12 protein-coding genes are annotated in these 12,265 nt (G+C 62.2%); 2 read left to right on the forward strand and 10 right to left on the reverse strand.

Annotated elements, in window-relative coordinates; all coding sequences use genetic code 11:
- The first annotated feature begins 11 nt into the window (after positions 1-11).
- Positions 12-908 (forward strand): carbohydrate kinase, encoded by an 897-nt coding sequence (locus ONG87_RS10780; RefSeq protein WP_264381207.1) that lies wholly within the window; start codon positions 12-14, stop codon positions 906-908.
- A 199-nt stretch (positions 909-1,107) separates the two neighbouring features.
- On the opposite strand, the gene ONG87_RS10785 is transcribed toward ONG87_RS10780, so the two are convergent.
- The 4 genes from ONG87_RS10785 to ONG87_RS10800 all read right to left on the reverse strand — a co-directional run bounded on the left by ONG87_RS10785 (position 1,108) and on the right by ONG87_RS10800 (position 4,757).
- Complete coding sequence (locus ONG87_RS10785) at positions 1,108-1,500, reverse strand: VOC family protein (RefSeq protein ID WP_264381208.1); 393 nt, start codon at positions 1,498-1,500, stop codon at positions 1,108-1,110.
- 214 nt (positions 1,501-1,714) lie between these two features.
- On the reverse strand, positions 1,715-3,076 hold the full coding sequence (locus ONG87_RS10790) for a CitMHS family transporter (protein ID WP_264381209.1): 1,362 nt from the start codon (positions 3,074-3,076) through the stop codon (positions 1,715-1,717).
- 84 nt (positions 3,077-3,160) lie between these two features.
- On the reverse strand, positions 3,161-3,865 hold the full coding sequence (locus ONG87_RS10795; protein ID WP_264381210.1) for an RraA family protein: 705 nt from the start codon (positions 3,863-3,865) through the stop codon (positions 3,161-3,163).
- Between the two features lie 10 nt (positions 3,866-3,875).
- Positions 3,876-4,757, reverse strand: coding sequence for a DUF1932 domain-containing protein (locus tag ONG87_RS10800; RefSeq protein WP_264381211.1), 882 nt, complete (start codon positions 4,755-4,757; stop codon positions 3,876-3,878).
- 229 nt (positions 4,758-4,986) lie between these two features.
- Between ONG87_RS10800 and ONG87_RS10805 the strand changes: the two genes are divergently transcribed.
- Positions 4,987-6,930 carry a sigma 54-interacting transcriptional regulator gene (locus ONG87_RS10805; RefSeq protein WP_264381212.1) on the forward strand — a complete coding sequence of 648 codons (1,944 nt, stop codon included), beginning with the start codon at positions 4,987-4,989 and terminating at the stop codon, positions 6,928-6,930.
- 25 nt (positions 6,931-6,955) lie between these two features.
- Here the strand turns inward: ONG87_RS10805 and ONG87_RS10810 are convergent, their stop codons facing one another.
- The 6 genes from ONG87_RS10810 to pstS all read right to left on the reverse strand — a co-directional run bounded on the left by ONG87_RS10810 (position 6,956) and on the right by pstS (position 12,153).
- Positions 6,956-7,510 carry a hypothetical protein gene (locus ONG87_RS10810; protein ID WP_240998767.1) on the reverse strand — a complete coding sequence of 185 codons (555 nt, stop codon included), beginning with the start codon at positions 7,508-7,510 and terminating at the stop codon, positions 6,956-6,958.
- A 92-nt stretch (positions 7,511-7,602) separates the two neighbouring features.
- Positions 7,603-8,304, reverse strand: coding sequence for a hypothetical protein (locus ONG87_RS10815; protein WP_264381213.1), 702 nt, complete (start codon positions 8,302-8,304; stop codon positions 7,603-7,605).
- Positions 8,305-8,348: 44 nt separating this feature from the next.
- Entirely contained in the window at positions 8,349-9,110 is a 762-nt protein-coding gene (gene pstB, locus ONG87_RS10820) for a phosphate ABC transporter ATP-binding protein PstB (RefSeq protein WP_010210300.1), read from the reverse strand.
- Between the two features lie 76 nt (positions 9,111-9,186).
- The gene (gene pstA / locus ONG87_RS10825) at positions 9,187-10,080 is read right to left on the reverse strand and encodes a phosphate ABC transporter permease PstA (protein ID WP_122477974.1); all 894 of its coding nucleotides are present in this window, start codon (positions 10,078-10,080) and stop codon (positions 9,187-9,189) included.
- A complete protein-coding gene (gene pstC / locus ONG87_RS10830; protein WP_122477973.1) occupies positions 10,080-11,045 on the reverse strand; it encodes a phosphate ABC transporter permease subunit PstC in 966 nt (321 codons plus the stop codon). The genes pstA and pstC overlap by 1 nt, the downstream gene beginning before the upstream one ends.
- Positions 11,046-11,121: 76 nt before the next feature.
- Positions 11,122-12,153, reverse strand: a complete 1,032-nt coding sequence (gene pstS, locus ONG87_RS10835; RefSeq protein ID WP_122477972.1) for a phosphate ABC transporter substrate-binding protein PstS — start codon at positions 12,151-12,153, stop codon at positions 11,122-11,124.
- Positions 12,154-12,265 lie beyond the last annotated feature (112 nt).

Consider the following 12,265-nt stretch of genomic DNA (forward strand, 5'->3'; position numbering starts at 1 on the left):
CAAGAATCGACATGCAGTTACCTTCAGTGGTGGTGTTCGGTGAAGCACTCACCGATCTGGTCCAGACCACGCCCGGTCGCTGGCAAGGCTATCCAGGCGGCGCGCCGTGGAACGTGGCGCGGGCGATGAGCCGATTGGGGGTATCGACGGCGTTCGCGGGGTCGATCAGTACCGATTCGCTGGGCGATGAGCTGTACCGACAGTCCGAAGCTGCCGGGCTGGACCTGCGTTACCTGCAGCGCGTCGAGGCCGATCCACTGGTGGCGATCGTGCCTTCCAGCCACCCTCCCCGCTATTTTTTCGCCGGTGAGGCCGATCTGCATTTCGATGTGCTGCTGTTGCCCTCGGGGTGGCTGGCGGCTGCGCAATTGTGTCATTTCAGCTGCATCAGCCTGGCCCGACAACCGCTGGGTGACAGGCTGGTCGAGGTCGCTCGGCAGGTGAAGCAGCACGGCAAGCTGATCAGCTATGACCCCAACTGGCGCAACCTGATGGATGCTCGATACCGCGAGGTGACGTTCCCCGCGATGGTCGCACTGGCGGACATCATCAAGCTGTCGGATGAGGATCTGCGGCAGATCTATCCTGGCTTGAGCGAAGAGCAGGCCCTGCAGCAGTTGCGCGAGATGAATGAAGGGGCACAGGTTCTGTTTACCCGCGGCGCCGAGGGCATGGTGCTGTTTACGCTAGACAGCAAGGTCGAACAGGCGGCAATCGCCGTGGAGGTAGCCGACACCGTTGGCGCCGGCGACGCGAGCATGGCCGGCTGGCTGGCGTCGAGCCTGCTGGGTATCGAAGCCCCCCAGGCACGGCTGGCGTTTGCTGCGGCCTGTGCCTCGGTGTCCTGTGCCAATGCCGGAGCCTATGCGCCCAGCCGCGCAGAAGTTGAGCAACTGCTGTCGCGTTGAAGAGGTGTGTCAGGTAAACCTTGCTGCACCCTTCGCGGCCACGGGCCGCTCCTACAGGAGGGCGGCGTGGTGTGTCAGGGTAATTGGGGTGCGCCCTTCGCGGTCCATGACCGCTCCTACAAGGAGGCATGCCCACAGGGGACATGCGCGGTGTGCATGTAGGAGCGGTCTGTGGCCGCGAAAAGGCCGGCGCGGTATATCAGGCTGAAGGCGCTGGAAGGTATTCGGATATCTCGACGAGGTTCAGGTCTGGATCGCGGACGTACACCGAGCGAATGGGGCCGGCGGCACCAGTGCGCTTGACCGGCCCTTCGAGGATGGGCCACGGATGACCCTCAAGCCGTTCGATCACCTGCTCCAGGCTGCAACTGGCGATGAAACACAGGTCCAGTGCACCGGGCACAGGCAAGTGCGCCTTGGGCTCGAACTCATGCCCACGCACATGCACGTTGATTTTCTGATGGCCGAAGACAAACGCCACGCGCCCTTCCCCAAAGGTTTCCAGTCGCATGCCCAGCACGTCGATGTAGAAACCCTTGCAGGCCTCCAGATCGATGGTAGTGAGGACGATGTGGTCAAGGTGATCGATCATCTAGGGCTCTTTTCATTTACGGTACCTGACTCAACGATCCAGCGCATCGCGCTACGCTGGCCCGCGATTGGTCAATCATGCCGAACGCGTCGAACCCGTGCAAAGTCAGTGCGCAGGTTACATCCCTGCACTTGATGTCTACCAATAGACCATCGCCCGCCACAGCCGTTTAATCGACGTTCACCGTCGGCGCGGTGAACGTCCATGGGCAGCCTCAACCGATTGGCAATTGACCGGTGACGATGGCCGTGACCAAGAAGATCCCGAACATCGGCAACGACCACTTGAAGAACTCCTTCTGGTATTCGCCGAAGGTCATTTCGGTGCGGTTCATCAGCAGGAACAGCCAGGCCACCGTAGGGCTGGCGTAGCGCAGCGCCTGGCCCATGAACGAGGCGACGCCGATTTCAGTGGGCGTGATGCCGAAGCTGTAGGCAATGGGCGCGACCACCGGCAGGATACCGAAGTAATAAGCGTCCACCGGCAACGCATAGCAGGCCAGCGCGCCGAGGAACGCAAAGATCAGCGCCGTGTGGCTGCCCATCGACTCGGGAATCAGGCTGGCCATGTGCTCGGCCACCGCAGCGGCCATCCCGCTGCCGTTGAAGATCCCAAGAAAGCACCCTGCCGCCAGAATGATCGACGCCACCGCCACCGCATCGCCGCCATTGGCAGTGATCCGCTCACGCTGTTCCACCGCGGTGTAGTTGACGGTCAGCGCCAGCGCCGTGCCCAGCATGAACACCACCGCGCCACTGGCCCAGCCGGCGATCAGGATCACCAGCATGCCCACCGTCAGCGCCAGGTTGAAGAGAAACAGCTTGGGCCGCTTGAGCTCTTTGTCGTGGTCTTCGATGACCGTGACCATGTCGGCAATCTGTTGCGGGGTAACGATGACTTTCTCGCCAGCGACGAAGCCCAGGCGCTTGCGCTCCTTGATGCCCATCAGGTACGCCATGCCGAACACATAGATGAACGACACTCCGAGAATCGGCAGGATCGCCACGAACAGCGTGTTCACCTCAAGGTTGAGCACCGCGGCTGCGCGCGCCAGCGGCCCGCCCCACGGCAGGCAATTGCCCAGCCCGCAAGGCAGGATGATCAGCATGGCCAGGTTGGACAGCTTCATGCCCATCTGTTTGTACAAGGGCAGAAAGGCGGTGGTGATGATCAGGATGGTGGTGGTGCCGTCGCCATCCAGGGTCACTACCGACGAGGTGAACGCGGTCACCAGAATGATCTTCAGCGGGTCGCCGTTGGCCTTGCGGATCAGGTAGGTACACAACGGATCGAACAGCCCCACGTTCATCATCAGGCTGAAGTACAGCACCGCGAAAAGAATCATCACCGTGGGGTTCACGGTCCCCAGGGAGATCTTGCCGTCCGCTCCCTGGGAATAGAACAGGCCTTCCTTGATCCACTTGATGATCATGTCCAGCGGCACGCCGCTGAGCAGGCAGACCAGCACGCCGACCGCCAGCGAAACCACGATCAGGCCGGTAAAGGGCGAAAGTTTTTGCTTGATCACCAGCAGCAGGAACGAGATGATCAACGTATAGCCCAGAATGGTCAGCATCCGAACGTCTCCACATATTATTTTTATCGAGAGAGGCAGCGTCTGTTGCGCAGGCTCGGTCTTGGCCACCGAGCCTGCGGGGCCCTACTGGCCCTGCAGCAACCGGGTGACCCAGTCAGGGGCCAGCTCCGGCAGTGGCTCGCCGTTGTCGCGGCAGCGGACGTACTGGTCGATCACCTCGCGACGCTGTTCTTCATAGATGCCTTTCTTTTCCGACGCTTCCAGCACTTCCAGCAGCCGCGCGCGCGGTACCACGGTGACACCGTCGTAGTCACCGAACACCAGGTCACCGGCGGCCACCTCCACACCGGCGCAGGTAACAGTGGTGTTGATCTTGCCTGGCCCCTGCTTGCCGGGGCTGCGCTGCATGAAACCCTTGGCATACACGGGAATGTCGAGCTCGGTCAGCGGCAGCTTGTCACGCACGCAACCATCGATGACCAGCCCGGCAAGGCCAACGGCCTGCGCCGCCCCCGCCATCAGATCACCGATGTACGCACGCCCGGGATAACCCTTGCCAGCGACTACCAGAACATAGCCAGGCTGCCCTTGGTACACCGCCACGTGGATCGGAAAGTTGTCGCCATCTTCGGTGTCCACGGTGTAGGCGGTGCCGAGCATGACCTTGCGGTCGTCCAGCGGCATCAGATCGGCGTCCATGGCGCCGTTGCGGGCAATGCCGAGCTTGGCCATGCCATCGCACAGCTGTGCGGGGCTGAGCTTGCGGAATCGGTCGAGCAGGTCCTGGGGAATCAGCTCGGGCAGGGGCAGGTAGTGTTCGGTATTCATGGCGTCTTCCTCAGGAATGTTTGACCAGCTGGCGAATGGCGTCGCGGTAACCGAGATCGCTGCCATCGGCGCCCAGCAGGGTTTGCCAGTCGGTGGCGGCGAGCTTTTCCAGCTGCTGGTGGCTGGCCCTGGACATGATGGCGTCGACCCCGGCGTCTTCGAGGGTGGTGACCACGTCGTCCATCTCGGCGCTGCGCCGTTTGGCGTGGATCAGCGTGCGCGCAGTGAAGGTATTGGCCAGTTGCTCGACGGTCTTGCCGTTGAGCGATTCGCCGAGGGAATCGACCAGCGTGTCGAGCACTCCGAACTTCTCCCCTGCCTGGAAGGCTTCGAGCAGCAGTTGCGGCAGGCCTTTCATCACCACGCTTTTCAGCATCTTGATCGCCGACGCGGCGCCGGCCTCGGCGTCCAGCACGGTCAGTTGCATGCCATAGGGAGTGAACGCGTCGGCGAACGCACGTGCACCCTCGCCGGCCAGCAGCATGGGTACGCGATGGTTGTTGCCAGGCACCGTGCCCATCACTGCAGCGTCGCAGAAGGTCACGCCGGGGGCCTTGGGCAGCGCGGCGATGGCTTGCTTGACGGTGGGCGCGGCCGAGTTCATGTCGACATAGGTCTGCCCGGCCACCAGCAGCGGCAACACGCGCTCGGCCACGGCCAGTGCGCTGCTGGCACTGGTCAGGCAGGCCACGAAACGGGCGCCCTGGCAGGCGCTTTCCAGCGAATCGAAGAGTGTGACGCGAGTGTGCTCGGCGCGCTGGCGGATCGTCGCGCCGCGCTGGGGGTCATCTGCCTGGGCATCGAAGGCGCCAATCTGCAGATCGCCCTGAGTGCGCAAGCCGGTGGCAAGGTGGTAGGCCGCTTCGCCAAACCCGATGAAAAGCAGTTCCATCAGCGTGTTCCTTGTTCGTATTGTTATTGATGGGGCTGGAGCAAGGCCTGTGCCAATTTCTGAGGAGAGCCCTTTTACACAGTGCAATCAATGACTTGCAGAAACAAAGCGCGAACACTATTTAGCCATCGGATTGCAAATTCATTGCATTTCATTGCAAAACCTTTCATCAGCCTTTAGCGTGCAATGACTACGCTCCAACAACTGCCCATCCACCAGGAGCGATTCCATGCTCGGCAAACTGGCCGTCATCTCTCCTTCCACGACCCTCACCGCGGTGATGAATCAGGTGCTGGAGAAACGTGGACTGCGCGTGGCCGTGATGGAAGCCGCGCAGCATCAGGCGGTACTGATGGCGCAACGGGCGATCGACGAAGGTGCCAGCGTCCTGATCAGCCGTGGCAAGACCGCCAGCGTGCTGCGCGAGCACTTTCAGGTACCGATCGTGGAGGTGCGCCACACGTTCTTCGACTGCATCAATGCCTACCACAAAGCCTTGGTGGTGTCGGACCGCATCGCCTTCCTGGCCACCTCCGACGGCTATGCCGCGATCCTTGCGAAGGCAAGCCCGTTCATGCCAGCGGTGACCATCTGCCCGATCGACCCGTTCGGCAGCGCGCAAAGCACCGAGGCGCAACTCGACCGCCTGCAGGCGCAGGGTATCGAGGTGGCTATCGGCGGCCTGTCCCTGGAGCAGGCCGTCAAAGCTCGCGGCCTGCACTACATCATGTCCGACGCCGATGCCGACGCCGCCTTCGATGCCATCGACGAAGCCCTGCACCTGTTGCGCATCGAGCAGGAACGACTGCACAAGCGTCTTGAGCTGCAGGGCCGCTACGAAATGATCCGGTCGATCCTCGACTGTGTCTCCGAAGGCATCTTCAGCATCGACAGCCACGGCGTGATCACCAACATGAACAGCGTCGCCACCCACTACCTGGGCAGCGTGCGTTGTGGCGACAATGTGGCCGGCCTGCTGGCGCAGGACTACTTCGGCCGCGTGCTGGGCAAGGCCGAAGCGGTGCGCGGTGCCTTGATCAACCTGGGGCGCCTGTCACTGACCCTGAGCATCGCGCCCATCACCTTGGGCGACCAGGTGATCGGCGCCGTCGCGACCCTGCAGAAGCAGACCGAAATCAAGGCCATCGAGCAGAAGATGCGCCGTCAGCTAGCGCGCCAGCACGTCGCCGAGAATACCTTCGCGTCGATCATCGGCAGCAGCCCGGCACTGGCCAAGGCCAAGCGCCTGGCGCAGACCTTCGCCGCAGTGGACAGCACGGTGATGATCGAAGGCGAAACCGGCACCGGCAAGGAGTTGTTCGCCCAGGGTATCCACAACGCCTCGAAGCGACGCCATGGCCCGTTCGTGGCGATCAACTGCGCGGCGTTCGCCCCCGGCGTGCTGGAGAGCGAACTGTTCGGCTACGTGAAGGGGGCGTTCACCGGTGCCTTGGCCGAGGGCAAGGCCGGCGTGTTCGAGTTGGCCCACACCGGGACGATCTTTCTCGACGAGATCAGCGAAACCTCGGCGGAAATCCAGCTCAAGCTGCTGCGCACGCTGCAGGAGCGCAAGGTGGTGCGTATCGGCGACGACAAGGTCACGCCCGTGGACATTCGCATCATTACGGCCAGCAACAAGCGCTTGCCGCAGTTGGTGGCACAGGGGCTGTTCCGCGAGGATTTCTTCTACCGCATCTGCGTACTCAAGCTGCAGCTGCCTGCCCTGCGCGAACGGCGCCAGGACATTCCCGAACTGGTAGCCCATTTGCTGGCCAGCTTCGGCATGCCAGCCGCCGTTCCTGGAGCAGCCCTGCTGGCGCGCCTTAGCGAGCATGAGTGGCCAGGCAACATTCGTCAGCTGGGCAACATCGTCGAGCGCCTGGCGGTGATGGGCCAGGGCCGCGAAATGACCGGAGCGTGGGTGGAAGAAGCGCTGGAAGACCTGCCCTCGCCCGCCCAGTCCCTGCCTCAAGCGCCGCCAATGCTGAACCGCAGCGAACGGCAGGTCCTGCTCGAGGCGTTGCACAGCGTGCGGGGCAACCGCGAACAGGCCGCCCGCTTGTTGCAGATCAGTACCACCACGCTGTGGCGGCGGATGAAGAAGTACCAGGACCTGGACCCGGATGCATTCGCGGTGACCCGTCTGTGCGGGTCCCAGGATGCATCTGCCTAGCGCCAGGTTGCGGCGGTGGAATAGCTCAGGAGTAGGCTTGGGAAACCTGCCCAACCGGCTGTTTGTGGCGCAGCGTCTGCTGTCGCGCCAGCTGCGCCTGGACCGTGGCGACCGCCTCGAGCACGCGGTGCGTCCAGCTCTGGTCATCCGGGCGCACCACGACCACGCGAAAACCATGCTCGTGGCCTTCGCTCTGCACACCCTCGGAGTCGTCGACGTGCAGATCGATGTCGAAGGCCGGCGGAAACTTCGACGGCGAGAGGCTCATGCCATGGCTGGCCAGGGCGCGGCTATGGACTTCGCTGTTGACCACGCCGTCCACGCGGATACCGTGCAGCAACAGCCAGCGCTTGATATAGGCCGGTGTGCGCCCGGAAGAGGTATACACCCAGATGCTGCAGCCCTGACGACGCAGTTCCCGCGTCAGCGAGCGGGTACCGATGCGCAGCGGCTCGCCCAGCCAGCGGTGCACGAAGCCCGGCAGCCAGCTCTGTTCGGCTTCGCTGTGATGGGGCAGGCAGGCCAGGGTGTCGTCGATGTCGAACGAGATACGCACGCGCGGACGGTTGAACGGATTCATCGGATTGAGACCTGTGATCGCTTGCCACATCGGATTGGGCGACGTTTGGGTTGAAGCGCTGCGGTCGCATCCGTCAGCGCGGTGTGTCTGATTCATCGGCCTCTGCCCTCGTGCATGGCCAGCTGCTTGTGGCTGAGGAAGAACTTCTTCGGGTCCGGTGCCTGCTCTTCGAGGAAGGCGGCGTATTTCTTCTTGATCTTGGGCAATTCGTAGAGCGCCTTGACGCCATGCTTGGCGGAGTTGCGGATCACCGACGAAGGGTTGAAATAACCCTGCGCATTATCCAACGACAGCACGAAAGGCGGAAGCCCGGCGCGGATCAGCAGATAGCTGACGATCAGCGAACCGGTGCGATTGTTGCCTTCGATGAACAGCTGCGGCTTGCTGAGGATGCGCACGTAGACGCCGGCGGCGCGCTTCCACACCGACTCGCTGCGGTACGTGCAGTACCAGTTGTACAGATCCTTGATGCCACCTTCGGTGTTGTTGAAGAAATGCTCTTCGGTGGCGGCCAGATGCTGGGCAAACTCCACACGCCGCGCCGGATCACGCCCGCACAGCACGGTGGCATTGATTTCCAGCATCAGGTTCACCTGTTGCAGGTCGAACAGGTCAACCCCTGCTGCCACGTATTCGTCGACCAGGGCATAGCCGGCCAGGACGTTCTCCACCACTTCGTCCGTCAACGGATCACGCTGCTCGGTGAAGTGCTCGCTGAGCTCGGCAAAGCGGCCCTGCACTTCGCGCAGGGCTCCTTCGATGGCGGGCAGATCAAGACGACGCGTTGCAGACATGAATGTTCCTGGACTCGATGGGTGAAACGGCATCCTGCCGTTGTCTAGCTGAACTTGCCGCTGATGTAGTCGCCAGTCATCTGTTCGCGCGGGTTCTCGAAGATCTGCGCGGTCGGGCCCATCTCCACCAGGTAACCGGTGCGGGTCCCTTGGGAAATGTCCACCGAAAAGAACGCGGTGGTGTCGGCGACGCGTATTGCCTGCTGCATGTTATGGGTTACCAGCGCGATGGTGTAGTCCTTCTTGAGCTCCACCATCAGCTCTTCGACGCGGCGCGTGGCGATCGGATCGAGGGCAGAGCAAGGTTCGTCGAGCAGCAGCACTTCAGGCTCCGTGGCAATCGCGCGGGCGATGCACAGGCGTTGCTGCTGGCCGCCGGACAGCGACAGGCCGCTGACCTTGAGCTTGTCCTTGACCTCGTCCCACAGCGCCGCGCCCTGCAGCGCATGCTTGACCCGATCACCCAGGTCGCCCTTGTAGCGGTTCAGACGCAGGCCGAAGGCGACGTTGTCGAAAATGCTCATGGAAAACGGGTTGGGCTGCTGGAAGACCATGCCGATGTAACGGCGCACCACCACCGGATCCACGCCCTTGCCATACACGTCCTGGCCTAGGAAATGCACGTGGCCTTCGAAACGGAAGCCCTTCACCAGGTCGTTCATGCGGTTCAGGCTGCGCAGCACGGTGCTCTTGCCACAACCCGAGGGACCGATGAAGCCGGTGATCTTGTTCTTCTCGATCGGTACGTGGCTGTCGCGCACGGCCATGAAGTTGCCGTAGAAAATCTTGTCGAGCTTGCAGTCCATGACCACAGGTGCCTGGGTCGCGAACGGGACGGCTTTTTGCACGGATAGTACACTCACAATATAGGTGCTCCCATTCTCAGAACTTGGGCTTGCCGAAAACACGACTGACAATGTTCACAAACAGCACGATCATCACCAACACGAGGGAGGCCGCCCAGGCGAGCTCCAACTGGTTGTCGAAGGGCATGCCGGAAAAGTTGTAGATCAGCACGGCCAGCGACGCGGTGGGGTTCATCACCGCCAGGTTGCCTTCGTGGTAGATCCAGTAGTTGCTGAACAGCGCGGTGAACAACAGCGGAGCGGTTTCGCCCGCAGCCCGTGCCACGGCGAGCATGACCCCGGTGAGGATCGCCGGCATGCCGGTGGGCAGGATGATCTTCCAGATCACCTGCGAGCGCGTGCAACCCATGCCATAGGCGGCGTCCTTCATCACCTTGGGCACCATCTTCATGGACTCCTCGGCGGTCAGCACCACGATCGGCAGCATCAGCACGGCCAGGGCCACCCCGCCCGCAGGCGCGGAATAGGTACCGGTAGTCATCACCACCAGCGCATAGGCGAACACCCCGGCCAGAATCGACGGCAGGCCGGTGAGCATCTTCGCCGCGAACCGCGCGGCGTTGGCCAGTTTGCTGTCGGGCCCAAGCTCGGCGAGGAACACCGCCGCCATGATGCCGACAGGTACCGCGATCGCCGCCGCGATACCGACCATCACGAAGGTGCCGGCCATGGCGTTGCCGAAGCCGCCGCCGGTTTCGAAACCGGTCGGTGGCAGCTCGGTGAACACTTCCAGGCTCAGGCGCGCGCCGCCACGGGTGATCAACATGTACAGCACCGACAGCAGGGGCACGCTGGCGATCAGCGCGCCGCTCCAGACCAGTGTGGTCAATACCAGGCTGCGCAGGGCGCGGCCTTCGAACTTGCGCTGCAGGCTGGGCAACGCGGCGGTAGGCGTACTCAGGCTTGTCATTATTTGCTACCCCGTTGCGCGTAGACCATGAGCATGGAGCCGATGAGGTTGACGATCAGGGTGATCAGCATCAACACCAGTGCCGCATACATCAGCACTTCGATCTCGCTGGGCCCGGCCTCCGGGAAGTTCAGTGCCAACAGCGCTGCCAGGGTGTTGGCCGGAGCGAACAGCGACAGCGAGATGTTGTTGGCGTTGCCCACCAGCATGGCCAGGGCCATGGTTTCACCCAGGGCTCGACCCAGGCCCAGTACCAGCGAACCGAAGATACCGGTTGCCGCCGAGGGCACCATGACCTTCAGGATCGCTTCCCAGTGGGTAGTACCCATGCCGTAGGCGGCTTGCTTGGTTTTCATCGGCACGGCGGTCAGGGCGTCCTGGGACACCGCAGCGATGGTCGGCAGAATCATGATGGCCAGCACCAGCGCAGCTGGCAGCAGCCCGGGCCCGCTCAGTGATGTGCCGAAAAAGGGAATCCAGCTCAGTTCGGTGTGCAGCCAGGTGGTCAGCGGGCGAATCGCCGGGATGACTACATAGATGCCCCACAGGCCGTAGACGACGCTTGGAATGGCCGCGAGCAGTTCGACGATTGTGCGGAATACCGCCGCCAGCTTGGCAGGCAGGAAATCCTGGGTCAGGAAGATCGCCATGCTGATGCCGAAGAAACCGGCGATGACCAGGGCGATCAAGGCGCTGTACAGCGTGCCCCAGATGGCCGGGAGAATGCCGTACTTGCCTTGGTTGACATCCCACACGGTGCCGAACAGCACGTCGAAGCCGTGTTTTTCCATGCCGGGCAGTGCCTTGCGCCCTACTTCGAATACCAGGGCAAATACCACGGCCAGAATCAGCACCACACCGACGCGCGCAAGCGCACGGAACGTGCGATCGACCAGAAAGTCCTTCGTCGAAGGCGGCTGGCAGGCTGAGTCCGGGTTATCCGGTACAACGAAAGGGCTGTTCATTGATTAATTCCGGGGTGTGGAAGTAGACCTCGCCCGACCCGGCAGCGAAGCCAGGACGGGAGAGGTCTCGCGCATGTCACTGGATATTGGCGCTGGCTTTGCGAACCTGCTCCACAACCGACGGCGGCAGCGGGATGTAGCCCATCGAATCGGCGATCTTCTGGCCTTCGGTCAGGCTGTACTCGATCATGTCGCGCATGGCCTTGGCCTTGGCCGGATCTTCGTTCTGCTTGCGGAAGATCATCCAAGTGTAGGTGGTGATCGGGTAGGACTTCTCACCTTCTGGATCCGGCAGCCAGGCCACCAGGTTTTCCGGCATCTTCACCGCGGCCAGGGCCTCGGCACCGCTTTCGGCATTCGGCACTACGTACTTGCCGGCCTTGTTCTGCAGTTCGGCGAAGTCGACCTTGGCCAGTTTGGCGAAGCCATACTCGATGTAGCCGATCGCGCCAGGGGTCTGGCGAACGGTGGCGGTCACGCCGTCGTTCTTGGGCGACTTGATGAACTTGTCACTGGCAGGCCAGTTGACGGTGTTGCCCTCGCCCAGGGTCTGCTTGAACGCCGGGTTGATGGTTGCCAGGTGCTTGGTGAACACTGCGGTGGTGCCACTGGAGTCGGCGCGCACGACCACGGTGATGGGCATGTCGGTGAGTTTCAGATCCGGGTTGGCAGCGACGATCTGCGGATCGTTCCACTTGGTGATCTTGCCCAGGAAGATGTTGGAGTAGACTTCACGCGGCAGTTTCAGGCCCTTGGGGCTGCCCGGCAGGTTGTAGGCCAGGACGATTTCGCCCGCGGTCATCGGCAGCAGTTGCGCGCCTTCGGCCACCTTGGCGATGTCTTCATCTTTCATGGCCGAGTCGCTGGCAGCGAAATCGACGGTCTTGTTCAAAAAGTCCTGTACGCCCGCACCGCTCCCCTTGGACTGGTAGTCAACGGTAACGCCAGCGGTTTTCTTGCTGAAGTCCTTGAACCAGGTGAGGTAGATCGGGGCCGGAAAGCTGGCGCCGGAGCCGGTCAACCGGACGCTTTCGGCAGCGAAGGCCATGGAGCTGGCGCTGAGCGAAACGGCAACGGCGAGCGCGGCAGACTTCATCAAACTTTTCATCTAAGGAACTCACTGAGATAAAGGGCAACGGAACTGTGCACAGCTTTTGTTACGGTTTGATGAATCCGACGACCGGCAGTGACTCTTTCGCGGACGACGCGTGCGTAAATCT

Source organism: Pseudomonas sp. MM227, assembly GCF_947090715.1.
GTDB classification, from domain to species: domain Bacteria; phylum Pseudomonadota; class Gammaproteobacteria; order Pseudomonadales; family Pseudomonadaceae; genus Aquipseudomonas; species Aquipseudomonas baltica.

What these genes read in the sequence shown, in the direction of transcription:
- ONG87_RS10800 (WP_264381211.1), bottom strand. Translation starts at nt 4,757, where the DNA reads ATGGAACTGCTTTTCATCGGGTTTGGCGAAGCGGCCTACCACCTTGCC.
- ONG87_RS10815 (WP_264381213.1), bottom strand. Translation starts at nt 8,304, where the DNA reads ATGTCTGCAACGCGTCGTCTTGATCTGCCCGCCATCGAAGGAGCCCTG.
- pstC (WP_122477973.1), bottom strand. Translation starts at nt 11,045, where the DNA reads ATGAACAGCCCTTTCGTTGTACCGGATAACCCGGACTCAGCCTGCCAG.
- pstB (WP_010210300.1), bottom strand. Translation starts at nt 9,110, where the DNA reads ATGGACTGCAAGCTCGACAAGATTTTCTACGGCAACTTCATGGCCGTG.
- ONG87_RS10780 (WP_264381207.1), top strand. Translation starts at nt 12, where the DNA reads ATGCAGTTACCTTCAGTGGTGGTGTTCGGTGAAGCACTCACCGATCTG.
- ONG87_RS10805 (WP_264381212.1), top strand. Translation starts at nt 4,987, where the DNA reads ATGCTCGGCAAACTGGCCGTCATCTCTCCTTCCACGACCCTCACCGCG.
- ONG87_RS10790 (WP_264381209.1), bottom strand. Translation starts at nt 3,076, where the DNA reads ATGCTGACCATTCTGGGCTATACGTTGATCATCTCGTTCCTGCTGCTG.
- pstS (WP_122477972.1), bottom strand. Translation starts at nt 12,153, where the DNA reads ATGAAAAGTTTGATGAAGTCTGCCGCGCTCGCCGTTGCCGTTTCGCTC.
- ONG87_RS10795 (WP_264381210.1), bottom strand. Translation starts at nt 3,865, where the DNA reads ATGAATACCGAACACTACCTGCCCCTGCCCGAGCTGATTCCCCAGGAC.
- pstA (WP_122477974.1), bottom strand. Translation starts at nt 10,080, where the DNA reads ATGACAAGCCTGAGTACGCCTACCGCCGCGTTGCCCAGCCTGCAGCGC.
- ONG87_RS10785 (WP_264381208.1), bottom strand. Translation starts at nt 1,500, where the DNA reads ATGATCGATCACCTTGACCACATCGTCCTCACTACCATCGATCTGGAG.
- ONG87_RS10810 (WP_240998767.1), bottom strand. Translation starts at nt 7,510, where the DNA reads ATGAATCCGTTCAACCGTCCGCGCGTGCGTATCTCGTTCGACATCGAC.